Source organism: Streptomyces sp. NRRL B-1140, assembly GCF_001280065.1.
GTDB lineage: Bacteria > Actinomycetota > Actinomycetes > Streptomycetales > Streptomycetaceae > Streptomyces.
Genome location: NZ_LGEA01000089.1, coordinates 138858 through 162859 on the forward strand (window position 1 = coordinate 138858; position 24002 = coordinate 162859).

Annotated in this window: 23 protein-coding genes; 12 read left to right on the forward strand and 11 right to left on the reverse strand. The window is 73.1% G+C overall.

Annotated features, from left to right (window positions below; translation table 11 throughout):
- Positions 1-220 precede the first annotated feature (220 nt).
- Positions 221-1054, forward strand: a complete 834-nt coding sequence (locus ADK65_RS10815) for a hypothetical protein (RefSeq protein ID WP_234352848.1) — start codon at positions 221-223, stop codon at positions 1052-1054.
- A 12-nt stretch (positions 1055-1066) separates the two neighbouring features.
- Here the strand turns inward: ADK65_RS10815 and ADK65_RS10820 are convergent, their stop codons facing one another.
- The 6 genes from ADK65_RS10820 to ADK65_RS10845 form a co-directional block, all read right to left on the reverse strand.
- Entirely contained in the window at positions 1067-1555 is a 489-nt protein-coding gene (locus ADK65_RS10820) for a DUF3180 domain-containing protein (protein WP_053669749.1), read from the reverse strand.
- Between the two features lie 58 nt (positions 1556-1613).
- Entirely contained in the window at positions 1614-2225 is a 612-nt protein-coding gene (gene folK / locus ADK65_RS10825; RefSeq protein ID WP_053669750.1) for a 2-amino-4-hydroxy-6-hydroxymethyldihydropteridine diphosphokinase, read from the reverse strand.
- Positions 2222-2581, reverse strand: a complete 360-nt coding sequence (gene folB, locus ADK65_RS10830; RefSeq protein ID WP_033310312.1) for a dihydroneopterin aldolase — start codon at positions 2579-2581, stop codon at positions 2222-2224. The genes folK and folB overlap by 4 nt, the downstream gene beginning before the upstream one ends.
- A gap of 237 nt (positions 2582-2818) precedes the next feature.
- On the reverse strand, positions 2819-3325 hold the full coding sequence (locus ADK65_RS10835; protein WP_053669751.1) for a nuclear transport factor 2 family protein: 507 nt from the start codon (positions 3323-3325) through the stop codon (positions 2819-2821).
- Positions 3322-4203, reverse strand: coding sequence for a dihydropteroate synthase (gene folP, locus ADK65_RS10840; RefSeq protein ID WP_053669752.1), 882 nt, complete (start codon positions 4201-4203; stop codon positions 3322-3324). The genes ADK65_RS10835 and folP overlap by 4 nt, the downstream gene beginning before the upstream one ends.
- Positions 4204-4287: 84 nt before the next feature.
- Positions 4288-6129: a phosphatidylglycerol lysyltransferase domain-containing protein gene (locus ADK65_RS10845; protein WP_053669753.1), complete on the reverse strand. Its 1842-nt coding sequence runs from the start codon at positions 6127-6129 to the stop codon at positions 4288-4290.
- A 231-nt stretch (positions 6130-6360) separates the two neighbouring features.
- On the opposite strand from ADK65_RS10845, the gene ADK65_RS10850 reads away from it, so the two are divergent.
- Positions 6361-7479, forward strand: a complete 1119-nt coding sequence (locus ADK65_RS10850) for an alpha/beta hydrolase (RefSeq protein WP_053669754.1) — start codon at positions 6361-6363, stop codon at positions 7477-7479.
- 135 nt (positions 7480-7614) lie between these two features.
- A complete protein-coding gene (locus ADK65_RS10855; protein ID WP_107092263.1) occupies positions 7615-8964 on the forward strand; it encodes a hypothetical protein in 1350 nt (449 codons plus the stop codon).
- 58 nt (positions 8965-9022) lie between these two features.
- On the opposite strand, the gene ADK65_RS10860 is transcribed toward ADK65_RS10855, so the two are convergent.
- Positions 9023-10312 (reverse strand): PH domain-containing protein, encoded by a 1290-nt coding sequence (locus ADK65_RS10860; RefSeq protein ID WP_053669776.1) that lies wholly within the window; start codon positions 10310-10312, stop codon positions 9023-9025.
- Positions 10313-10443: 131 nt separating this feature from the next.
- Positions 10444-10974 (reverse strand): PH domain-containing protein, encoded by a 531-nt coding sequence (locus tag ADK65_RS10865; protein ID WP_053669756.1) that lies wholly within the window; start codon positions 10972-10974, stop codon positions 10444-10446.
- Positions 10975-11005: 31 nt separating this feature from the next.
- On the opposite strand from ADK65_RS10865, the gene ADK65_RS10870 reads away from it, so the two are divergent.
- On the forward strand, positions 11006-12157 hold the full coding sequence (locus ADK65_RS10870) for an NADH-quinone oxidoreductase subunit D (protein ID WP_053669757.1): 1152 nt from the start codon (positions 11006-11008) through the stop codon (positions 12155-12157).
- 24 nt (positions 12158-12181) lie between these two features.
- Here ADK65_RS10870 and ADK65_RS10875 read toward each other — a convergent pair whose 3' ends face one another.
- A complete protein-coding gene (locus ADK65_RS10875) occupies positions 12182-13201 on the reverse strand; it encodes an SAM-dependent methyltransferase (protein ID WP_053669758.1) in 1020 nt (339 codons plus the stop codon).
- Between the two features lie 118 nt (positions 13202-13319).
- On the opposite strand from ADK65_RS10875, the gene ADK65_RS10880 reads away from it, so the two are divergent.
- Both ADK65_RS10880 and ADK65_RS10885 read left to right on the forward strand, forming a co-directional pair.
- The gene (locus tag ADK65_RS10880) at positions 13320-14513 is read left to right on the forward strand and encodes a sensor histidine kinase (protein WP_053669759.1); all 1194 of its coding nucleotides are present in this window, start codon (positions 13320-13322) and stop codon (positions 14511-14513) included.
- A gap of 93 nt (positions 14514-14606) precedes the next feature.
- Positions 14607-15275: a response regulator transcription factor gene (locus tag ADK65_RS10885; protein WP_053669760.1), complete on the forward strand. Its 669-nt coding sequence runs from the start codon at positions 14607-14609 to the stop codon at positions 15273-15275.
- 63 nt (positions 15276-15338) lie between these two features.
- Here the strand turns inward: ADK65_RS10885 and ADK65_RS10890 are convergent, their stop codons facing one another.
- Positions 15339-16445 (reverse strand): DUF5937 family protein, encoded by a 1107-nt coding sequence (locus tag ADK65_RS10890; protein WP_053669761.1) that lies wholly within the window; start codon positions 16443-16445, stop codon positions 15339-15341.
- Positions 16446-16604: 159 nt separating this feature from the next.
- On the opposite strand from ADK65_RS10890, the gene ADK65_RS10895 reads away from it, so the two are divergent.
- Positions 16605-16805: a hypothetical protein gene (locus ADK65_RS10895; protein ID WP_053669762.1), complete on the forward strand. Its 201-nt coding sequence runs from the start codon at positions 16605-16607 to the stop codon at positions 16803-16805.
- Here the strand turns inward: ADK65_RS10895 and ADK65_RS10900 are convergent.
- Positions 16798-17979, reverse strand: a complete 1182-nt coding sequence (locus ADK65_RS10900) for a threonine aldolase family protein (protein ID WP_053669763.1) — start codon at positions 17977-17979, stop codon at positions 16798-16800. The genes ADK65_RS10895 and ADK65_RS10900 overlap by 8 nt on opposite strands.
- Before the next feature lie 183 nt (positions 17980-18162).
- Between ADK65_RS10900 and ADK65_RS10905 the strand changes: the two genes are divergently transcribed.
- The 5 genes from ADK65_RS10905 to ADK65_RS10925 are packed head-to-tail and all read left to right on the forward strand — an operon-like array spanning position 18163 to position 23606.
- A complete protein-coding gene (locus ADK65_RS10905) occupies positions 18163-19110 on the forward strand; it encodes a Rossmann-like and DUF2520 domain-containing protein (protein WP_053669764.1) in 948 nt (315 codons plus the stop codon).
- Positions 19107-20108 carry a pantoate--beta-alanine ligase gene (panC, locus tag ADK65_RS10910; protein ID WP_053669765.1) on the forward strand — a complete coding sequence of 334 codons (1002 nt, stop codon included), beginning with the start codon at positions 19107-19109 and terminating at the stop codon, positions 20106-20108. The genes ADK65_RS10905 and panC overlap by 4 nt, the downstream gene beginning before the upstream one ends.
- A complete protein-coding gene (locus ADK65_RS10915) occupies positions 20105-21814 on the forward strand; it encodes an L-aspartate oxidase (RefSeq protein WP_053669766.1) in 1710 nt (569 codons plus the stop codon). Before panC ends, ADK65_RS10915 begins: the two co-directional genes overlap by 4 nt.
- 5 nt (positions 21815-21819) lie before the next feature.
- Entirely contained in the window at positions 21820-22794 is a 975-nt protein-coding gene (gene nadC / locus ADK65_RS10920) for a carboxylating nicotinate-nucleotide diphosphorylase (protein ID WP_053669777.1), read from the forward strand.
- A 14-nt stretch (positions 22795-22808) separates the two neighbouring features.
- Entirely contained in the window at positions 22809-23606 is a 798-nt protein-coding gene (locus ADK65_RS10925; protein ID WP_053669767.1) for a type III pantothenate kinase, read from the forward strand.
- Positions 23607-24002 lie beyond the last annotated feature (396 nt).

Consider the following 24002-nt stretch of genomic DNA (forward strand, 5'->3'; position numbering starts at 1 on the left):
GTGCCCGATACCGTCCTTGATCAGTGGGGGTGCTCGCTGATCAGGGGGGATCGCGGTGGGGTGTGGGCTGCCGAGCAAGCAGTTGGTGAGTGTGGTCGGCGGGGCTCGCCAGGCCCGGAACGTCGAGGTGGGCTCGAAACTGTGGAGCCTGGACGGTACGCGGACGGTGCAGACGACCGTCGTCGGAATCTCGGCTGTCAAGGCGCGTGAAGTCGTTGACGTGGTGACCGACCGTGTCACGTTCACCGTCGCCCCGCGGCAGGAGCTGCGCACGACCGAGGGCTGGGTTCCGGCAGTTCACGCCCCAGGCACCATGATCGCCTGGACACACGCCCGGAAGTTGTGCCGGGAGCGACCGACGATCGTGACCGGGTACGAGTTCGGCTATCTGGTCGGGGCCACTTGTGCTGACGGCACGGTCGGCAAGAACTACGTGTCCCTCGTCGTCAATGACGAGTCCTTCGCGTCGCGGTACGCCGAGTGTCTGACCAAGGCCACCGGGCTGTCCGCGCGCCTCGAACCGGTGACGCGGCCCTCCGGGTTTCTCGGGCGGGACGTGTCGGGGTTCCGCGTGCGGGTGGTGTCGTCGTACCTCTCCGACGGTATGCGGCAGTACGTGGGAGGCGACGCGCACCACATGCGGCAGCGCTTCCCGCGGGTCGTGCTGCGCGATGACGTCACGTTCTCCGGCTTCCTCGACGGGTACGTGGACGGTGACGGCCACCGGATCCGCAAACACTGGGCCGCGCGGGTGGTGGTCAGCGGAAATGTTCCGTTCCTACGCGATTTGGCAGCGATCATCGGTGCGCGGTTCACACCGAACTCCGTGCCAGGTCGTGCGTCACGCGTGTACATCTCCGACCAGTGGGCCCGCAGGGGGACATTCCGGCCGGAGTACCACCCGTTGGAGCCGGAGGAGAACACATGGGTGGAGGTGCGGGACGTTCGCCTGCGCCGAGCCGGCGGGACGAAGCCCTTCACCCTCTACAGCTACCGCCTCGACCCCCACCCCGGCTTCCTCGTCAACGGGCATCTCGCCCGTCAGCCCTGGTGAGCGCCGACGGCGTCAGACCGTAGGGGCCACCCCCGTGCCGTCGTTCTCGTCGTCCTCCGGGAGCTTGCAGACCCGCTCCAGGAAGATGGCGGCCGCTATGACGCCGATGCCCGCGACGACCGAGAGACCGGCGTAGATGGCCTGGTCGCGGCGGGCGGGGATGTCGAGGGATTCCAGGAGGAAGACGCCGGTGCCGCCGTACATGCCGGCGACGAGGGCGGCGACCAGGGCGCTGGCGTGGCCGAAGACGACCGCGCGGGCCGCCATGAGGGGGTCGACGCCCTTCGCCTCGGGGCGGCGCTCGCGCTGGGCCTTGAGACGGGCGCGGATGGAGAGCGCCGTGGCCAGCAGGATCACGGCGATCACGGCGAGGACGATGGGGGCGGCCAGCGGGACGCTCGGGAGTGTGCCGACCGAGTTCCACAGGCGGGCTCCCGCCCAGGACAGGACTCCGGCCACGACGAAGACGCCGGCCAGCACCCGGATACGCAGCTCTCTCACGGTGTCCCTTCGTTCCCCCGGCTTCCGGCCCGGTTCGCGGCCGTCTTGACCTTAACGGCTACTCGGGCAGCCGGAGTTCCAGGTCGGGGCGGGGCGCCACCCCGGCCCGGGTGACGGCGTCGAGGAAACCGGCGACGGGACCGCGGCCGGGCAGCTGCGCCTCGGGGTCCAGGTCGTGCCAGGGGGCCAGGACGAAGGCGCGTTCGTGGGCGCGCGGGTGGGGGAGGGTGAGGTGCGGGTCGTCGGAGACGACGTCGGCGTAGGAGACGATGTCGACGTCGAGGGTGCGGGGGCCCCAGTGCTCGTCCCGGACGCGGTGGAAGGCCTCCTCGACCGCGTGTGCGCGCTCCAGGAGCGAGGACGGCGGGAGGGTGGTCTTGAGGACCACGACGGCGTTGAAGTAGGCGGGCTGGCTGCCGGGGTCGACGCCCCAGGGCTCGGTCTCGTAGACGGGGGAGACGCCCTTGACGCGGACGCCGGGGGTGTCCTCCAGGGCGTCGACGGCTCCCTGGAGGGTCTCCAGGCGGTTGCCGAGGTTGGAGCCGAGGGCGACCACGGCCCGTTTGGGGTTGGACAGGGTCGTGTCGGCGGCGTCGACCTTCTCGACGACGGAGGCGGGCACCGGCTGTACGGTCGGGTCGGTCGGACCCTTGATGAAGGGCGCGGTCATGCTCGGCTCCGGGTGATGGTGACGGTCACGTCGTCGAAGGGGACGGTGATCGGGGCGTTCGGCTTGTGGACGCAGACCTCGACCTCCTGTACTCCCTCGTGCTTCAGACAGGCCTGGGCGATGCGCTCGGCGAGTGTCTCGATGAGGTCGACGGGCTCGCCCTGGACGACGGCCACGACCTCCTCCGCCACGATGCCGTAGTGCACGGTCTTCGCCAGGTCGTCGTCGGCCGCGGCCGGTCGGGTGTCCAGGCCGAGGACGAGGTCCACGATGAAGGTCTGGCCCTCCGCGCGTTCCTCGGGGAACACGCCGTGGTGCCCGCGGGCCTTCAGGCCGCGCAGCGCGACACGATCCACGCGAATCACTCCTGCAATCGTCGGTCAGGGCCGGTGGGTGCCGTGTGCGGTCGGCACACCGGCCTCGGTCGAATCTACCTGCGCGCACGGGCGGGCCCGGGCCACGGGGGCCTGGGCCGGCGCCGGGTCCGGCAGGGTTCATCCGGCGTTTCCCCTGGGGAAGGCGCCGGTGCACAGGCTGGTAGCCGCCCCTACCCGGGCGTCCGTGATTCCAACCACTTCCTGGCGCGTACCCACTCAGGTGGGGGTGTCGTCCTGCTCGTCCTCGTCTGTTTCCGCCAGGACGGGGGAAGCGTGGTGCGACCAGATCTTCCACCCCTGGGGCGTGCGCCGGAACACGTTGGTGGCGACCACGAGCTGTCCGACGAGGGGGCCGAGCTCCTCGCCGGCGCCCTCGGGTGCGGGGCCGCCGCTGAGGATGTTCTCCGTGCAGGTCACCAGGGCGGTGTCGCCGGTGACCGAGACGTGCACGTCGGTCAGGAAGAACTGGATGTAGTCGGTGTTCGCCATGATCAGCGCGTACGACCGGAGGACTTCGCCGCGGCCGGTGAGGACGGGCCAGCCGGGGTGGACGCAGGAGACCACCCCGGTGTCGGCCGGGTCGTGGTACGACTCGTCGACGCCCAGGTCGGCGGGGGTCAGCCAGAGCGACGCCAGTTCCTCGAAGTCGCCCTGTTCCAGTGCCTCGTAGAAGGCGGTGTTGGCGGCCTCGACCTGTTCGACGTCGGTGTGCGGGGCGCTCACCGGGTTCCTTCTGCGCCGGTGCGTGCTCCTTCGACGGCGCGGGCGACCCGTACGGCGTCCGCGGTGGCGCGCACCTCGTGGACGCGGACCGCCCATGCTCCGGCGTGTGCCGCGAGCGCGGAGACGGCGGCGGTGGCCGCGTCGCGTTCGCGTGCGGGCGGCGGGGGGCCGTCGGGGCCGGCGAGGACCCGGCCGAGGAAGCGTTTGCGGGAGGCGGCGACGAGCAGCGGGTGGCCGAGGGCGAGGACCCGGTCGAGGCCCGCGAGGAGGGCGAGGTCGTGCTCGGCGTCCTTGGAGAAGCCGAGGCCGGGGTCGACGATGACGCGGTCGGGGGCGATGCCGCCGGCCAGGACGGCCTCGACGCGTGTGTGCAGTTCGTCGACGACCTCGGTGACGACGTCGGTGTACTCGCCCCTGACGTTGCCGCCCTGGAGGAAGCCGCGCCAGTGCATGACGACGAAGGGGGCGCCGGCGTCGGCGACGGCCGGGATCATGCGGGGGTCGGCGAGGCCGCCGCTGACGTCGTTGACGAGGGCGGCGCCGGATGCGAGGGCCCGTTCGGCGACGGAGGCGCGCATGGTGTCGACGGAGACCGTGACGCCTTCGGAGGCCAGGCCGCGGACGACGGGGATGACGCGCCGCAGCTCCTCGTCCTCGTCGACCCGGGTGGCGCCGGGGCGGGTGGACTCGCCGCCGACGTCGACCAGGTCGGCGCCCTCGGTGACCAGGCCGAGGCCGCGTTTGACGGCGGCCGTGGTGTCGAAGAAGCGGCCGCCGTCGGAGAAGGAGTCCGGGGTGACGTTCACGACCCCCATGACCGCGCAGCGGTCGAGTTCCGGTAGGCCCGCCACGCGCCCGCGTCCGCTCTGGTTGCTCATATGTTCAGCGTAGGCCCCGGCGGGGGCCGTCCGGCGCTGCGGCCCGGGCGTGGGCCGCGGGCGTGGGCCGCGGGTGGGGCGGCCTCACGCCGCACGGACGTCCCGTTCCGCCGGGGTGCCGTGGGCGCAGGGGCGGGGTGTGGTCAGGCGCCGGCGGCGCAGGGAGCGCGGCAGGGGCAGGGGCAGGGCGAGGGAGACGAAGCCTTCGGCCTGCATGGCGGCGAAGCCGATGCGGGGCAGGTCGGCGGGGGCGCGGTAGACGACGAAGCGCGGCTCCCAGCGTGGCTGGAACTTGGCGTTGAACTTGTAGAGAGACTCGATCTGGAACCAGCGGGAGAGGAAGACCAGCAGGCCGCGCCAGGCGCGCAGCACCGGGCCGGCGCCGATCTTCTCGCCGCGGGCCAGCGCCGCGCGGAACATGGCGAAGTTGAGGGAGACGCGGGTGATGCCGAACCGGGGGGCGGCCTGGAGGGCGGCCACGATGAGCAGCTCGTTCATGCCGGGGTCGGCCGAGCGGTCGCGGCGCATCAGGTCCAGGGAGGCGCCGTCGGTGCCCCAGGGCACGAAGTGCAGGATCGCCTTCAGGTCGCCGTAGGGGCCGGGGTGGTCGTCCTGTTTGTGGGCGGTGGCGATGAGGCAGTCGCCGTCGGCGGGGTCGCCGACGCGGCCGAGGGCCATGGAGAAGCCGCGTTCGGTGTCGGTGCCGCGCCAGTCGTCGGCGGCGCGGCGGATGCGGTCCAGTTCGGCTTCGCCGAGGTCACGGACACGTCGTACCCGGGTCTCGTAACCGGCGCGCTCGATGCGCTTGACCATCTGGCGCACGTTGCGCATCGCGCGGCCGGCGAGAGAGAAATCCGCGACGTCCACCACCGCCTCGTCGCCGAGTTCGAGGGCGTCGAGCCCGGTCTCGCGGGTCCACACCTCGCCGCCGGTCTCGGAGCAGCCCATGACGGCGGGGGTCCAGGAGTGGGCCCTGGCCTCGTCCATGAACCGTTCGATGGCGCCGGGCCAGGCCTCGACGTCGCCGATCGGGTCGCCGCTGGCGAGCATCACGCCGGAGACGACGCGGTAGGTCACCGCTGCCTTGCCGCTGGGGGAGAAGACGACGGCCTTGTCGCGGCGCAGCGCGAAGTGGCCGAGGGAGTCGCGGCGCCCGTGCTTGTCCAGCAGGGCGCGCAGCTGGGCCTCGTCCTCCTCGGTGAGCCGTGCGGCCGGGTGCTCGGGGCGGAAGGCCAGGTAGATGGTGGTGACGGCGGTGAGCAGGCCGAGGGCGCCGAGGGAGAAGGCGACGGTCCAGGAGGTGTCGCCGCGGTAGTCGACCGGGCCTTCGAAGCCGAACAGGCCGTAGATGACGTGGGTGATGCGGTCGGCGAGGCTGGGGTCGCCGATGATGCGTCCGCTGTGGACGCTGACGACGAGCAGGCCGAGCGCGAGTGAACCGGCGCTCATGAGCACGAAGTTGGCGAGGGCCTTCCAGCGGCTGCGCGGGTCGGGCAGGGCGTTGAACTCGTCGCGGTGGCGCAGCAGGGGCGCGAGCAGCAGCAGGGAGATCAGGACGCCCACGAGCGAGTGCCGGTAGGTGAACTGGGCGACGGCACCGGCGGGCAGCAGCGCCACCGCGGCCCGCCAGGCCCGGCGCTTGGCGCGCTTGAGGCCGTGGGCGAGCAGCAGCAACAGCACGCCGGTGCTGAGGGAGAGGGCGGCCGCGAACGGGCCGAGCGCGCCGGGCAGTACCTCGGCGATGGCGTGCATCCTGCTGTGCCGGAAGCGGGGGAAGACGCCCGCGGCGATGTCCAGGACGCCCACCAGGGCGCAGGCTCTGCCGACGAGGGCGGGGACGGCCTCGGGGCGTGGTCCGCTCAGTATCCGGCTCATCCGGCCCGGGTGGGCCGTGCCGCTGCCGCGGCGCGGAACCCCACCCGACATTTCCTCATCTGTCCTGACAGACATCGCATCCCGTAGTTCTGCGAGAGACCTTGGATCCGGTGCCGATTGGGGCATCCGGCGACATTGCGCCCTCTAGGACGGTGTCTCGGGGAGAGAGGTTCACTCCCCACGTCAAAGGCGTTTCAAAGGCCGAGGAAAGTCCGGGACAAGCCCTTGCGAAGGTGTGAGGGGTGCGGGCCCGGACGGGGAGTGCGGACAGGTGACCGACCCATGGGTCTGACGAGCGATGAGGTGCTGGCACTGGCCGTGCTGTCCGCCGTGCTGCTGTTCGCCGGCACGGTCTGGCTGTGGCCGCGGCTGGCCCGGCGCGGTCTGCGTGCCGTGAGCGGGCGGGTCGCCCTGCTGCTGGGCACCCAGGTGGCGCTGTTCGCCGCGGTGGGCCTGGCAGCCAATCAGTCCTTCGGGTTCTACGCGAGCTGGGCGGACCTGTTCGGTCAGGAGAAGGACCAGGGCGTGGTCGTCGACCACACTCCGGGCGGCGGTCCGCTGAAGGTGCTCGGCTCGCGCCGGGTGCCGGGGGCGGGCGGTGCGCAGCCGCAGGCCGGCGGCCGGATCCAGCAGGTCGACATCGTGGGCCGTACGACGCACATCGCCACACCCGCGTACGTCTATCTGCCGCCGGAGTACTTCCAGCCGCGGTATCGCACCGAGCGCTTTCCCGCCGCCGTGGTGCTGACGGGTTATCCGGGTACGGCCTCGGCGCTGGTGGAAAAGCTCCGCTATCCGCGTACGGCTCTGGAACTGGCGCGGGCGGGCCGGGCGAAGCCGATGATCCTCGTGATGCTGCGGCCCACCGTGGCGCCGCCCCGGGACACGGAGTGCGTCGACGTCCCGGGCGGCCCGCGGACCGAGTCGTTCTTCGCGAAGGATCTCCCCGACGCGTTGCGCACGCACTACAGGGTGGCCGAAAAGCCGGGCGGTCTGGGCATCATCGGCAACTCCACGGGGGGTTACTGCGCCTTGAAGATCGCCCTGCACCATCCCGGCGTCTACGCAGCCGGGGCCGGCCTGTCGGCTTACTACAAGGCGCCGATCGACGCCACGACAGGCGATCTCTTCCAGGGCGACAAGACGTTGCGCAATCGCGCGGATCTGCAGTGGTACCTCGCGCACGAGCCCGCTCCCGATACCTCCCTGCTGGTCAGCACCAGCAAACAGGGAGAGACCAACTACAAGGACACGCTGAGGTTCATCGAGCGGGTGGAGGGCACCGGGCGGACGCGGATCTCGTCGATCATCCTCGAAAGCGGCGGGCACAACTTCAACACCTGGCGGCGTGAGATTCCGGCGGCGCTGGAGTGGATGAGCGGGCGGCTGATCGGCCCCTGAGAATGATCTTGGGAATGGGGTGAGCGACCGATTCCGGTTGTTGCCGAGTTCTGAAGTGGTGTGAACGTTTCGGTACGGCTTTGTTTTTGCGGGGTGGGTCACCATGAATCGCCTACGCGCGGTAAGTTTCTGGCCATGCCACGTGGACGTCACCGCCATTCCCCGCCCCTGCACAGGTTGCTCCCCCCGTCGGCGATCGCAGGCGTCTCCCTCGTCTGCGCCCTGGGGCCCTGGGTGTTCACGGAGCGGATGGTGCTCCGCGGTCTGGCCGCGGCCGCCGCGGCGACGGCGGTCATCGGCGCGGTCGTGCTGCGCCGTTGGGACACCCAGGCGGGCAAGCGCGTCGCCGATCTCACGCGCGCGCGGGCGAGCGACGAGTGGCGCTTCGAGGAACGCGTCGCCGAACTGGAGGCCGACCTCGAGGAGTCGCGCGAGCTGCGCGCGAAGCTGGAGCAGCGGCTGCGCGCCAAGCGCACGGAACTGGCCGGACTGCGCAACGAGCACGCCGCGCTGCTGCGCCGGTACGCCACGGCGGAGGCCGAGCGCGCGAGCGTCCTGGAGGATCGCCGGGTCCTCGAGATAGAGGCGACGGCTCCGGTCCGGGTCGCCCTGCCGTCCGGGGCGTCGGACGCGGTGCCACCTTCCCCGAAGCCGGACGAGGCGCCCGCCGCCGCTGCCGCTCCGGGTGTCGAGGAGCAGCCCGCGGTGCCCGCCGTGTTCTCGCCGGAGGGCTCCCGGCTGTTCCGGCGGGCCGCGGCCGCACTCGCCCGGTTCGACGGTGAGACGGTTCCGGACCCGGACGGCGGCGGCGACGGCGACGGCGACGGCGTGCCGGAGGACGAGGACAAGGACGGCGCCCCGGAGGCCGCGCAGGGGCCGGAGCGGGACCAGTCGGAGCAGCGGGAGCGGGCGCAGGACGGCGAGGCGCGGGAGAGGTCCGAGGCGGCCGACGGCCACGAGCGCGCGGCGGCCGAGACGACCGTGCCGGTGGCGGGAACCGTGCCGGCCGGCGAGGACGGGCCCACCGTGCCCGTCGGCGAGACCGAGTCAGGGCAACTCCCGCAGCCCGCACGCCCCGAGGAGCCGACCCGGGCCGAACAGGTCACCGGCCCCGGCCGGTCCGAGCGCCCCGGCCGGTCCGCCCGGCCCGAGCAGCCCGCCGGCCGGCTCTCCGGGCACTACACCGTGCCGACCGCCGTGGCCGTTCCGCCGCAGGCGCCGGTGCGGCGTCCGCAGGCCGGGGGCGGGTTCGACTTCTTCGGCACGAAGGCCGGTACCTCCTCGGCGGCTCTGGAGGCCGTGCAGAACGAGGATCTCGCCGATGTCGTCGGCCAGGAGGCGCTCGCCCTGCACAAGGCCGAGACCGAGGCCCGCTACAAGCCGGCCGACGAGGAGTCGCGCGGCATCGGTCAGGTCATCGACCTGACGGCACACGACGAGACCGAGCAGATCGACGTACAGGGACTGCGCAGCGCGGTGTCCTGAAGTTCGTGGTGACGAAGGGCCCCTCGGCCATGTCCGGGGGGCCCTTCGCTGTTCGGCGTCACGCCATCCAGCGGTCGGGTCGCGCCTCCCTGCGCCCCGTCCGGGACCGCTCCGCCTGCGCGGCCAGCAGCTCGCGCGCCTCACCGGCCTCCCGCAGCCTGGCCCGCACCGTGTTGTTCGCGCCCGTGTCCACGCACACGTCGGCCACGCCCCGGGCCCGCTCCCACGGCCCCTGCGTCATCCGCACGCTCTGCACCTTGGCGTGCGGCACCAGCGCCAGGCTCCGTCGCAGCAACCCGGACCGGGCCGCGAACACCGCGTCCGTGACGGCGAGTCCGTAGCCGCGCCACCACAGCGGCACGCACCAGCGCGCGCCGCGCGACGCCGGTGACAGGGCCGCGGGCCCCGGCACGCTCACCCCCGGCAGCACGCGCCCGACGACGTCCTCGGCGATCTCGCGCGGGGCGACCGGCACCAGCACGGAGTTGGACGAACCGGCCACGTCCAGCTCCACCCGCACCCAGCCGCGCCGCCGCCACAGCAGCGGCTCCACGATCCGCACGGTCTGCACGCGCCCCGGCGGCACCGTCTCGTGGGCCCGGTCCAGCAACCCGTGGTCGATGCGCAGCCCGTCGGGCGACTCGGCCACCGTCCAGTCGTACTCGGCGACGAACCGCCCCACGCTGCTCGCACCCGCCGCGCCCAGCAACGGCAGCGCGACCGCGAGGACCGTCCACAGGCTGTGGGTGACCAGCCACAGCACCGGCGGGACGACGAGGGCCGCGGCCAGTGACATCCAGGTGGCACCCGTCAGCACCAGCGACAGGGCGAGCACGCCGGGCGGCACCCGCAGCAGCTGCCGGGACGGGGCCTCGCCGACCTCGTGCGCGGTCTCGGGTGCGAAACCGGCCGCCCGGGCGAGCAGTTCGGCCCGCAGCGTCCGTGCCTCGCCGGCGCCGAGGAAGGCCAGCTCGTCCTTCTTGTCGGTGCCGATCACGTCGAGTTTGAGCTTGGCGACGCCCGCGACCCGGGCCAGCAGCGGCTGGGTGACGTCGACGGCCTGGATCCGCTCCAGCCGGATGTGCGCGGTCCGCCGGAAGACGAGCCCGGTACGGATGCGCAGTTCGCTTCCGGTCACCGCGAAGTGCGTGAACCACCAGGAGCAGAAGCCGTAGAGGGCGGCGGCCGGGACGAGCACGGCGAGGCCGATCAGCAGCGTGGTCGTGGTCAGCCGGGTGAGATGGCGCTGCGCGCCGTCGGGATCGTGCACGGCCCAGCCGATGAGCACGGCGACCGGTGCCCAGGCGCGGCGCAGCGGGGTGACGGGGTGCAGCCGCCGCTCCACCACCTCGGCGGCGGTCTCCGAGGCACCGGCGGTCTCCGAGGCACCAGTGGTGGCCGAGGCACCAGCGGTCTCCGAGGCACCGGCGGTTCCCGAGGCACCGGCGGTCTCCGAGGCCCCGGCCGCCTCCGGCGCCGTCACAGCCCCGCCGACCGGGCTTCGCCCAGCTCGGTGAGCCGGTCGCGCAGCCGTTCCGCCTCGGCCGGGTCCAGACCCGGGATGGTCGCGTCGGTGGCCGCGGCGGCCGTGTGCAGCTGCACGCTGGCCAGCCCGAAGTGCCGCTCGACGGGCCCGGACGTGACCTCGACCAGCTGCATCCGCCCGTACGGCACGACCGTCTCCTCGCGCCACAGCACGCCCCGGCTGATCAGCAGGTCGTCGGCCCGCTCGGCGTACCGCCAGGAACGCCAGTTGCGCTCGGTCAGTACCCAGCCCCAGGCCATCAGTGCCAGCGGCGGCAGGGCGAAGGCGCCCCAGGCCGGACCGGCCAGCAGCCCCGGCAGCAACCCGGCCGCCAGGGCGATCAGCCCGAGCCACACGACCAGCAGCAGCCGGCGCATCCTCAGCAGCCCGGGCGGCAGCGCGATCCACACCGGCTCGTCGCCGGCCGGCTCGGCCGTGCCCCGTGTCCCGCCCTGCCCCACCTCGTGCGGACTCCCCGTATCCATGGGGCCAGCGTACGTAGGAGAGACTGTGTCCATGACTCCTACGACGGAGACCATGGTCGGAATCGGCGGCGCCGCGGAGAGCACCGACATGGTGCTCAACATCGGCCCGCAGCACCCTTCCACCCATGGCGTGCTGCGGCTGAAGCTCGTCCTGGACGGCGAGCGCATCATGCACGCGGAGCCGGTGATCGGCTACATGCACCGCGGCGCGGAGAAGCTGTTCGAGGCGCGCGACTACCGCCAGATCATCATGCTGGCCAACCGGCACGACTGGCTGTCGGCGTTCTCCAACGAGCTCGGCGTGGTCCTCGCCGTGGAGCGGATGCTCGGCATGGAGGTGCCCGAGCGCGCGGTATGGCTGCGCACGCTGCTCGCCGAGCTGAACCGGGTGCTCAACCACCTGATGTTCCTCGGCTCGTACCCGCTGGAACTCGGCGGGATCACCCCGATCTTCTACGCCTTCCGGGAGCGCGAGGAGCTCCAGCACGTCATGGAGGAGATCTCCGGCGGGCGGATGCACTACATGTTCAACCGCGTCGGCGGCCTCAAGGAGGACCTGCCGGCCGGGTGGACCACGCGCGCACGCACCGCAGTCGCCGACGTGCGTTCCCGGATGGACCGCTTCGACGACCTGGTGCTCGGCAACGAGATCTTCCGCGGCCGGACCCGGGGCGTGGGCACCCTCTCGCCCGAGGCCGTGCACGCCTACGGGGTGAGCGGGCCGATCGGGCGGGCCTCGGGCGTCGACTTCGACCTGCGCCGGGACGAGCCGTACCTCGCCTACGGCGACCTCCAGGACACCCTGAAGGTGGTCACCCGGCAGGAGGGCGACTGCCTCGCCCGCTTCGAGTGCCTCCTGGAGCAGACGCACAACGCGCTGGACCTGGCCGACGCCTGCCTGGACCGGCTGGCCGAGCTGCCGCCCGGGCCGGTCAACCAGCGGCTCCCGAAGGTCCTGAAGGCACCCGAGGGACACACGTACGCCTGGACCGAGAACCCGCTCGGCATCAACGGCTACTACCTCGTCAGCAAGGGCGAGAAGACCCCGTACCGGCTGAAGCTGCGCTCGGCGTCGTACAACAACATCCAGGTGCTGACGGAGCTGCTGCCGGGGACGCTGGTCGCGGACATGGTGGCGATCCTGGGGTCGATGTTCTTCGTGGTCGGGGACATCGACAAGTAGGGCTCACTCGCGAAAAGGCAGCGCTCACCCCGGGAACGGGCCCGGGACCCCGACCGGCTGCACCAGCCAGCCGAAGTCGCCGAGACCGCCCGCCGCGGTGAGCTCGGCGGCCTCACCGGCGCTCGCGAGGGCGCGTACGTACGCGGCCGGGTCGGTGGAGGCCAGCGACAGCGGGGGGCGTGCGCCGGTCACGTCCAGGGCCCGCAGCGCCTCACGCTGCGGGAGCAGGCGCCCGCCGGGCAGCGCGCACGCGTCCAGGGCGACATGGGCCGTGATGTCGCAGGAGCCGTCCGGGACGGGCGCGGTCTCGCGGCCCTCCCGGAATCCGGTGAGCGTGCCGAACGGCGGCCGGGCGCCCGCCGTGTGCGCGTAGTCCACGGCCACGGCGAGCCCCCGCCGCAGCGTCCCGACCGCCCCGGCCCAGGCCTCGTCCCGGGGCAGGCCGATCTCGGCGCGCAGCCCCTGCTCTCCGGGCAGCGGCCACCACCGCTCCAGCCACCGCGCCGGCGCCCCGTCCACCGGCTCCCCGAGCCGCTCGGTCCCGTCCTGCCGGACCATGACCAGCCGCGCGACGCCCTCGGCGTCCACCTCCACGACCTCCACGGGCACGTTGTCCAGCCACTCGTTGGCGAACAGCAGCCCGGTCGCCCCCTCCGGGGGTGCGTCCAGCCACTCGATCCGGTGATCGAGCCCCGCGGGCGGCCCGGCGATCTCCACGGCGTAGGCGCGCGTCCGCGCCGCCACGTCGGCGGGGAGCGCGGCGAGCACCCCGCCCGTCAGTTCACCCCGCCCGGCCGCCATGTCGACGAAGTCCAGCTCCGCGGGCCGCCCCAGCGCCTCGTCGACCCGGCACAGCAGCCGGGCCACGGCCCCCGCGAACAACGGCGACGCATGCACGGACGTGCGGAAATGCCCGGCCGGTCCCTCCGCGCGCCGGTAGAAGCCCCCCGGCGCGTACAGAGCGTCCTGCGCCGCCGCACGCCACCCGCGCCACTCCTGCCACTCGTGCCGCCCGTCCCGCTCGTCCCGTGTTCCTGCCGTCACCGGGCCAGGCTATGTGGACACAACGAACGCAACTCCACCTTGCGGAGTACGCGCGCCCGGCGCGGATCGGCCCTCCGGTTGACCCCTGCACCTATCGCTCTTCCCTACGCTGGGTTACGTGCAGCGCCTCTATGACTTCCTCCGCAGGCACCCGACGTGGGTCGACGCCACCTGGGCCGTCGTCCTCCTCGGGATTTCGGTGCTGGGCGGAGCGGCGGGCGAGCGGATCGGCCCCTGGTCCGTGGTCGTCCCGATCACGGTGCTGCTGAGCCTGGTGGTCGCGTTGCGCCGCCGGATGCCGGAGAAGATGCTGCTGCTCGCGGCGGCGGTCGGCGTGGCGCAACTGGTCACCGACGTCGCGATCCTGCCCGCCGACTTCGCCATGCTGGTGATCGTCTACACCGTCGCGGTGGAAGGGGCCCGGTGGGCCTCCCGCTTCGCGCTGGTCGCCGGCCTGTGCGCGGCCCCCCTGGCGCAGCTGCGCTGGTCGAACGAGCAGACGGGGGTCGCGGGCGACATCGCCCTGGCGGTCCTCCAGACGGTCCCCTTCGCCCTCGCCTGGGTGCTCGGCGACTCCATCCGCACCCGCCGCGCCTACTTCGCGCAGCTGGAGGAGCGGGCCGCCCGCCTGGAGAAGGAGCGCGAGGCACAGTCCAAGGTCGCCGTCGCCGCCGAACGGGCCCGGATCGCACGCGAGTTGCACGACGTCGTCGCGCACAACGTCTCGGTGATGGTCGTCCAGGCCGACGGCGCCGCCTACGTCCTGGACGCCGCGCCCGACCAGGCGAAGAAGGCCCTGGAGACCATCTCCTCCACCGGCCGCCAGGCCCTCGCCGAGATGCGCCGCCTGCTCGGCGTGCTGCGCACCGGCGAGCACCAGGAGGCCGGCGAGTACGTGCCGCAGCCCGACGTCGAGCAGATCGAGGACCTGGTCGAGCAGTGCCGGGGACACGGACTGCCCGTCGACTTCAAGATCGAGGGCACGCCCCGGCCGCTGCCCAGCGGTGTGGAGCTCACCGCCTACCGCATCGTGCAGGAGGCGCTCACCAACACCCGCAAGCACGGCGGGCCCAACGCGGGCGCGAGCGTGCGCCTGGTCTACTTCGACGACGGCCTCGGCCTGCTCGTCGAGGACGACGGCAAGGGTGCCCCGCACGAGCTGTACGAGGAGGGCGGGCTCGACGGCCAGGGCCACGGGCTGATCGGCATGCGCGAGCGGGTCGGTATGGTCGGCGGCACCCTGGACGCGGGCCCGCGCCCGGGCGGAGGATTCCGCATCAGTGCCCTGCTGCCGCTCAAACCCGCGCACTGACGCCGCACGCCCCTCGACGGCACCTGTAACGCCTGTAACTCTGCAACGCCCTGAAACGACCCCTGTGGACGATCCCGACATGGAAGAGGCCCGATGACGATCCGCGTGATGCTCGTCGACGACCAGGTGCTGCTGCGCACCGGGTTCCGGATGGTGCTCGCCGCCCAGCCGGACATGGAGGTCGTGGCCGAGGCGGGTGACGGCGTCGAGGCCCTCCAGGAACTGCGGACGACCGAGGTCGACGTCGTGTTGATGGACGTGCGCATGCCGAAGCTCGACGGAGTGGAGACGACCCGCCGGATCTGCGCGGACACCGACCCGCCGAAGGTGCTCATCCTGACCACTTTCGACCTCGACGAATACGCCTTCTCCGGGCTGAAGGCGGGCGCCTCCGGCTTCATGCTCAAGGACGTCCCGCCGGCCGAACTCCTGACCGCGATCAGGGCCGTGCACAGCGGGGACGCGGTCGTCGCGCCCTCCACCACCCGGCGGCTGCTGGACCGCTTCGCCCCGATGCTGCCGGGCACCCAGCAGCCCCGGCACAAGGAGCTGGAGCGGCTCACCGACCGCGAGCGCGAGGTCATGGTGCTGGTCGCGCAGGGCCTGTCCAACGGCGAGATCGCGGCGCGGCTGGTGCTGTCCGAGGCGACCGTGAAGACGCACGTGGGCCGCATCCTGACCAAGCTCGGGCTCAGGGACCGGGTGCAGGTCGTGGTGCTGGCCTACGAGACCGGGCTGGTGCGGGCCGGGGGGCACGGCTGACCGTCCGTGCCGACCTGACGGGACCCGTCGGGAGCGGGCCGCCGACCCGTCGGCGCGGGCCGGTTACCTGAGGATCCCTTCCAGGAACTCGCTGCCGAGCCGGGCCACCACCGTCACGTCCAGCTGGTGCAGCACGTAGCGGCCGCGGCGGCGGGTGGTGATCAGGCCCGCCTTCTTCAGCACGGCCAGGTGCCGGGATATCTCCGGCGCCGTCATGCCGAGCACCTGTGCCAGCTCGCTGGTGGTGTGCGCGCTGCGGGCCAGATGGCGGCACATGCGCATCCGCACCTGATGGGACAGAGCGGTCATCCGCAGGGCCAGCTGTTCGAGCGCCTGCGGTGCGGCGAGCTCCGGGGAGCCCACCGGGTAGTGCAGCACCGGCTGCCAGCCGTACCGGTGCAGGACCATCAGATGCGGCCAGCCGAGACTCGTCGGGACGAGTAGCAGGCCGCCGTCGCCCGTGGACGTACGGCCGTCGCCCAGCTTGTCGACCGTGATCAGGGTGCCGGCCGGGTCGAGCGTGATCGCCGGCGACACCGCGGCCAGCCCCTCGGCCAGGCCCTTGCGCCGCAGCAGATCCGTCTTGTGCCGGGCGTCGGCCGCGAGCTGGTGACGCAGCCGGGACCAGGCCTCCGCGAAGAACGCCTCCTCGCAGTCCCGCAGGAACTGCCGCAGCCAGGCCCGGATCGTGGGCGGGTCGGCCAGCAGCCGCTCACCGAAGCGCAGTTGACGTGGTCCGCGCGCGGCCGCCAGTTCCAGCGCCCGGCGGCGGGTCTCCGGGTCGGACAGCGTCGTCCGTCCCTGGTCGCCGTAGCAGCTGCCACAGGTGAACTCCATCGCCGCGTCCACGAACTGCTCGTCGGACAGCTTGTCGAGCTGGTCCAGCTCCTCGGTGAGGGTCGCGGCCGGGAGCGTGCGCCGGTCCGGCAGACCCGCCCAGGGCAGGAACAGGTCCGAGAACGTCGTCCGCCACAGGAAGTCCGCCTCGCACATCCGGTCGGCCAGATGCGGGTCGAGCCGGGCCGTCACCCCGGTGACCCAGCCCTGCAGGCCCGGGTGGTGTGCCGGTTCGGACAGCGCGTGCAGGGCCATGCCGAGTTCGGCCAGGGGCGACGGCACGACGGCGACCGCCTCGGGCCGCAGCCCCTCGATGTCGATGTGCACGCTCATGACCTCATGGTGCACCCGGCCACCGACAGCGCCCCCGTCGATTGACGGGCCCCGTCAATCGACGCGACGCCGCCGCCCGTTGGGAAGCACGGTGGGACCACCGGGGCAGCCGCGGAGCCTTCGGACCTCCATCACCCCGTCCCGCAGAGGCGATTCACCATGAGCATCACGCAGCAGCATCTCCTCGACACCTTCCGCGCCCGCTCCCTCGGCGAGCCCGCCCCGCCCGCGCCGGGCACCCACGAATGGCAGGTCGTGAGGGAGTGGCGCGACGAACGGAACGTCCGTGCCGCCCTCGCGGGCCGCCCGGCCCGCCGTCGGCTCCGGGACGCCCTGAGGCGGTGGCGGCGCCCTACCTGACCTGCTCCGGCAGCCGGGCCACGAACTCCGCCACCGCCGCCTTCACGTCCTCGGCACTCCACTGCAGCCCGTCGGCCCGCACGTGCACCTCCGTGAGCGCCAGCCCGGGACCGCCCCGGTCCCAGCCGTTGCCGAACAGGACGACCCCCGTCTCCTCGGCCACGCGGACCGCCGCCTCCCCTAGGACCTCCGGCTCGTACGGCAACCACACCTGGAAGTCATGCGTGTGCGGAACCTCCGGGTGCACACGCGCCCACGGCACCCCGGCCGCCGCGAACGCCTCGCGCATCGCGGCGGCCACCACGCGCGCGTGGGCCACGTACTCCGGCAGCCGGGGCAGTTGCCGCTCCAGCCCGATCAGCGCCGACAGCACGGTGGGGAACTGCTGGAAGACCATCCCGCCGTACCGGTGCCGCCAGGTCTTCGCCTCCTCGACGAGCTCCTTCGGGCCCGCGAGTGCCGCGCCGCCGAAGGCCTCCAGGGACTTGTAGAACGACACGTAGACGCTGTCGGCCAGGGCCGCGATCTCCTCCAGCGGGCGGCCGAAGTGGACGGTGGACTCCCACAGGCGTGCCCCGTCGAAGTGCACCACCGCGTCCCGTTCCCGCGCCGCCTCGACGACCGCGGTGAGTTCCTCCCAGGCGGGCAGGACGAAACCGGCGTCCCTGAGGGGCAGTTCGACCATCAGCGCCCCGAAGGGCTCCTCGAAGTCGCGCACCTCGGCGGCGGTCGGAAGCCGCGGTTCGCTCGTCAGCCGCACCGGGCGCAGCCGGCCGACCTCGCTGAAGGCGTTCCGCTCGTGCACCTCGGGATGGCTGAGCGCGTGCAGGGCGACGGTCGGGTTCCCGGTGCGGCCCGCCCAGCAGCGCAGGGCCACCTGCTGGGCCATCGTGCCCGTCGGGAAGAACGCGGCGCCCTCGGTGCCGAGCAGCCCGGCGACCTTCGTCTCCAGCGCCTCGACGACACCGTCGCCGTACACGTCGGACAGCTCGTCGAGGTCGTGGACGGCCGCCGCCTCCTCCAGCAGCGCCAGGCGCTCCCGGAGACTCCGGTGGAAGCCGAAGCGCGCGAACACGCGCCGGGCCCCGCGATGGGCGGCCAGCCGCCGCTCCCGCAGACGTGCGACCGGGTCCTCGTCCGTCACCGGGTGGTCGTGTTCCGCCGTATCGGTCATGCCCCGGATCCTGCCCCGCGGGCGTGCGGCGGGGCACCTGCATTTCCGGACGCCGAGACGGGAGTGCCGCACGCGCCATGCACAGCCTGTGGACGACCGGACCGTCCCCCGAACCGATCGCGTTAACATGACGAGAAATCGTCCGGTACCCGGAGCGGACTGGAACGGGAAGGCCGCCGTCGAGTGAACACAACCCCACAGCCAGACCCCAAGGACCGCCCCGCGCGGCTCACCGTCGGCGTCGTCGGCGCCGGCCGAGTGGGGCCCGCGCTCGCGGCGTCCCTGCAGCTCGCCGGGCACCGCCCGGTCGCCGTCTCCGCCGTCTCGGACGCCTCCCGGCGCCGCGCCGCGCACCTGCTGCCCGACGTGCCGGTGATGCCGCCCGCCGAGGTGCTGAAGCGGGCGGAGCTGGTGCTGCTGACCGTCCCCGACGACGCCCTGCCCGACCTCGTCACCGGCCTCGCCGACACCGGATCCGTCCGGCCGGGGCAGCTCCTGGTGCACACCTCCGGGCGGTACGGGGCGCGAGTCCTGGACCCCGCCCTGCGCGCGGGCGCCCTGCCGCTCGCCCTGCACCCCGCGATGACCTTCACGGGCACGCCCGTGGACGTCCAGCGGCTGGCGGGCTGCTCCTTCGGCGTCACCGCCCCCGAGGAACTGCGCCTGGCCGCCGAGGCCCTGGTCATCGAGATGGGCGGCGAGCCGGAGTGGATCGCCGAGGAGAACCGTCCGCTCTACCACGCGGCGCTCGCCCTGGGCGCCAATCACCTGGTCACGCTGGTCGCCCAGGCCATGGAGCTGCTGAGCGCGGCCGGTGTCTCGGCCCCCGACCGGATGCTCGGCCCGCTGCTCGGCGCGGCCCTGGACAACGCCCTGCGCTCCGGCGACGCGGCCCTCACCGGCCCGGTCGCGCGCGGCGACGCGGGCACGGTCGCCGCCCACGTCACCGAGTTGCGCCGACACGCCCCCCAGGCCGTCGCCGGGTACCTGGCGATGGCCCGTGCGACCGCCGACCGGGCCCTGGCCCACGGCCTGCTGAAGCCGGAACTGGCCGAAGATCTCCTCGGGGTACTCGCCGACGGGACCGATGGGACCGATGGCACCGACGGCACCGAAGGGGACGCCCGATGACCACGACCCTGCTCAGCACCGCCGCCGACCTGCACGCACGCGCGCGTGCGGGCCGCCGCGCCGTGGTGATGACCATGGGCGCGCTGCACGAGGGCCACGCCACGCTGATCCGCACCGCGCGCACCATCGCCGGGCCGGACGGCGAGGTCGTCGTCACCGTCTTCGTCAACCCGCTCCAGTTCGGGCAGGGCGAGGACCTCGACCGCTACCCGCGCACCCTGGACGCCGACGTCGAGCTCGCCGGCCGGTCGGGCGCGGACGTCGTGTTCGCACCCGCCGTGGACGAGGTCTACCCGGGCGGCGAGCCCCAGGTCCGCATCACCGCGGGCCCCATGGGCGAGCGCCTGGAGGGCTCCTCCCGCCCCGGCCATTTCGACGGCATGCTCACCGTCGTCGCCAAGCTGCTGCACCTCACGCGCCCCGACGTGGCCCTGTACGGGCAGAAGGACGCCCAGCAGCTCGCCCTGATCCGCCGCATGGTGCGGGACCTGAACTTTGGCGTGGAGATCGTCGGGGTGCCCACCGTCCGCGAGGAGGACGGCCTGGCCCTGTCCAGCCGCAACCGCTACCTGTCGGCCGCCGAGCGGCGCACCGCCCTCGCCCTGTCCGGTGCCCTGTTCGCGGGCCAGGACCGGCATGCCGCACAGGAGGCACTGCGGGCCCGGGCCCGGGAGGTGCCCGCCACGCGTGCGCGTGCCGAGGCGCTCAGCGCCATAGGGGAGTCCCGCGCGGCGGCCGACGCGCACGCCGTGGCGACGGCCGTCCCCGGCGGCCCGGCGGCCGTCCGCGCCGCCGCCCGCCAGGTCCTGGACGAGGCCGCCCGCCTCGAACCACCGCTCGCGCTGGACTACCTCGCCCTGGTGGACCCGACCGACTTCACCGAGATCGGGGACGACTTCACCGGCGACGCGGTCCTCGCCGTCGCCGCCCGCGTCGGGGCGACCCGGCTGATCGACAACGTCCCGCTCACCTTCACCAGTTTCGGAGCCGCCTCGTGACCACCACAGGCATACGACTGCACGCGCCCGCCCCCGGGTGGTCCATCGCCGCGGACGTGGTCGTCGTCGGCTCCGGCGTCGCCGGACTGACCGCCGCCCTGCGCTGCGAGGCCGCCGGCCTGCGGACGGTCGTCGTCACCAAGGCCCGCCTCGACGACGGCTCCACCCGCTGGGCCCAGGGCGGCATCGCCGCGGCGCTCGGCGAGGGCGACACCCCCGAACAGCACCTCGACGACACCCTGGTCGCGGGTGCCGGCCTCTGCGACGAGGACGCGGTCCGGCTCCTGGTCACCGAGGGTCCCGACGCCGTACGCCGTCTCATCGAGACCGGCGCCCGGTTCGACGAGTCCTCCGAGGGCGACCTCGAACTGACCCGCGAGGGTGGCCACCACCGCCGCCGCATCGCCCACGCGGGCGGTGACGCCACCGGCGCCGAGATCTCCCGCGCCCTGGTCGAGGCCGTACGCGCGCGGGGCATGCGCACCATCGAGAACGCGCTCGTCCTCGACCTCCTCACCGATGCCGAGGGCCGCACCGCCGGCGTGACCCTGCACGTCATGGGGGAGGGCGCGCACGACGGCGTCGGGGCCGTCCACGCCCCCGCCGTGGTCCTCGCGACCGGCGGCATGGGCCAGGTCTTCTCCGCGACGACCAACCCGTCGGTGTCGACGGGCGACGGCGTGGCGCTCGCGCTGCGGGCCGGCGCGGAGGTCAGCGACCTGGAGTTCGTCCAGTTCCACCCCACCGTGCTGTTCCTGGGCGCGGACGCGGAGGGCCAGCAGCCCCTGGTCTCCGAGGCCGTGCGCGGCGAGGGCGCCCACCTGGTCGACGCCGACGGCGTGCGCTTCATGGCCGGACAGCACGAACTCGCCGAACTCGCCCCCCGGGACATCGTCGCCAAGGGCATCCTGCGCCGCATGCTGGAGCAGGACGCCGAGCACATGTACCTCGACGGCCGGCACTTCGGCGCGGAGATGTGGGAGCACCGTTTCCCGACGATCCTGGCCGCCTGCCGCGCCCACGGCATCGACCCGGTCACCGCCCCCATCCCGGTCGCCCCGGCCGCCCACTACGCCTCCGGCGGCGTCCGCACGGACTCCCACGGCCGTACGACCGTCCCGGGCCTCTACGCGTGCGGCGAGGTCGCCTGCACCGGCGTGCACGGAGCCAACCGCCTGGCGTCCAACTCCCTGCTCGAAGGCCTCGTCTACGCCGAGCGCATCGCGGCCGACATCGCGGTGAACGGCCTGCACGCGCGCGTGCCCCAGCCGGTCCCGCACCCGGAGACCCCCGAGCACCCCCTGCAAACCGCTCAGGCCCGTTTCGCGATCCAGCGGATCATGACGGGCGGGGCGGGCGTGCTGCGCTCGGCCGGCTCCCTCGCCAAGGCCGCCGACCAGCTCCAGCGGCTGCACACCGACGCCAGGGAGGCCCTCGCCGAGAACGGCAGGACGGCCGAGGCCGGCGTCGACACCTGGGAGGCCACCAACCTGCTGTGCGTGGCCCGCGTCCTGGTCGCCGCCGCCCTGCTGCGCGAGGAGACCCGGGGCTGCCACTGGCGCGAGGACCGCCCCGAGCGCGACGACGACGCCTGGCGGCGCCACATCGTCGTGACCTTGAATCCGGACCGCACGCTGGCCGTGCGCACCACGGACACCACAGACTTTCCCCCGACCGTCCCCACCCAGGCCCCCCAGGAGCAGTGACCGACGTGAGCACCCCCGACCTTCCCCTCGCCTCCTCCGGAGGCTGCGGAGACGGCTGCGCCTGCGGCGCGGACGACGAGACATACCTGGAGTGCGGCCTGGACCCCGCACTCGCCCAGCTCCTGGCCGACTCCGGTCTCGACCCCGTCGAGGTCGAGGACATCGCCAACGTGGCCCTCCAGGAGGACCTGGCCCACGGCGTGGACGTGACGACGGTGGCGACCATCCCCGAGGACGCGGTGGCCACGGCCGACTTCACCGCACGCGAGGCGGGCACCGTGTCCGGTCTGCGCGTCGCCGAGGCGGTCATCTCGGTCGTCTGCGAGGAGGAGCTCGAGATCGAGCGCCACGCCGAGGACGGCGACCGCGTCGAAGCGGGCCAGAAGCTCCTCTCCGTCACCACCCGCACCCGCGACCTCCTCACGGCCGAGCGCAGCGCGCTGAACATCCTGTGCCGCCTGTCGGGCGTCGCGACGGCCACGCGCGCGTGGGCGGACGCGCTCGACGGGACCAAGGCGAAGGTCCGCGACACCCGCAAGACGACACCCGGCCTGCGCAGCCTGGAGAAGTACGCGGTGCGCTGCGGCGGCGGCGTCAACCACCGCATGTCCCTCTCGGACGCGGCCCTGGTCAAGGACAACCACGTGGTCGCGGCGGGCGGTGTCGCCCAGGCCTTCCAGGCGGTCCGCGAACGCTTCCCGGACGTGCCCATCGAGGTCGAGGTCGACACCCTGGACCAGCTCCGCGAGGTCCTGGACGCCGGAGCGGACCTGATCCTCCTGGACAACTTCACGCCGGGCGAGTGCGAGGAGGCGGTGGCCATCGTCCAGGGCCGCGCCGCCCTGGAGGCCTCCGGCCGCCTCACCCTCGGCAACGCCAAGGCGTACGCGGACACCGGCGTCGACTACCTCGCCGTCGGAGCCCTCACCCACTCCTCGCCGATCCTGGACATCGGCCTGGACCTGCGGCCGGCGGAGTAGGGGCGGTACGGGCCATGCTGCTGACGATCGACGTGGGAAACACCCACACCGTGCTCGGCCTGTTCGACGGCGACGAGATCGTCGAACACTGGCGCATCTCCACGGACGCGCGCCGCACGGCCGACGAACTGGCGGTCCTCCTCCAGGGCCTGATGGGCATGCACCCGCTCCTCGGCGACGAGCTGGGCGACGGCATCGACGGCATCGCCATCTGCGCCACCGTCCCCTCGGTCCTGCACGAGCTCCGCGAGGTGACCCGCCGCTACTACGGCGACGTCCCGGCGGTCCTCGTCGAACCGGGCGTCAAGACGGGCGTCCCGATCCTGACCGACAACCCCAAGGAGGTCGGCGCGGACCGCATCATCAACGCGGTCGCCGCGGTCGAGCTCTACGGCGGTCCGGCGGTCGTCGTCGACTTCGGCACCGCGACGACGTTCGACGCGGTCAGCGCACGGGGCGAGTACGTCGGCGGGGTCATCGCCCCCGGCATCGAGATCTCCGTCGAGGCCCTCGGCGTCCGCGGCGCCCAGCTCCGCAAGATCGAAGTGGCCCGGCCGCGCAGCGTCATCGGCAAGAACACGGTCGAGGCCATGCAGTCGGGCATCATCTACGGTTTCGCCGGCCAGGTCGACGGCGTGGTCAACCGCATGGCCCGCGAGCTGGCGGACGACCCCGACGACGTCACGGTCATCGCGACGGGCGGGCTGGCCCCGATGGTGCTGGGCGAGTCGTCGGTGATCGACGAGCACGAACCCTGGCTGACGCTGATCGGGCTGCGCCTGGTGTACGAGCGCAACGTGTCGCGCATGTGAGCCGCCGCTCGGCGCCTTCGCCGGGGCCGGGTGGGTGCGCAACTCGGCGGAGCGGGGTGCCTCCCCCAAGCTCTCGGCTTCGCTCGAGCAGGGGGGACCCCCACGCCCACCCGTGCCGCCCTGGGGGCACCTCCCAGGCCCTTAAGGCACTGGGGGAGGCACGACTGCCCGCAGGCTGAGCGGAGACGCGCCCGCACCCGCGTACGGCGAGAAGGGGTCGTGTCGGGGGGTGTCCGCCCGCAGCGGTTGTCGCGTCAACGGACAGTCAGTCGGCACGCAACCCCATCGCGACGTTCCGAGGACGGACACCCCCCGGCGCGGCCCCGACCCACACCCGGCGCCACGCGAAGACGCGCACCCCCACCCGCCGCCACGCGAAGACGCGCACCCCCACCC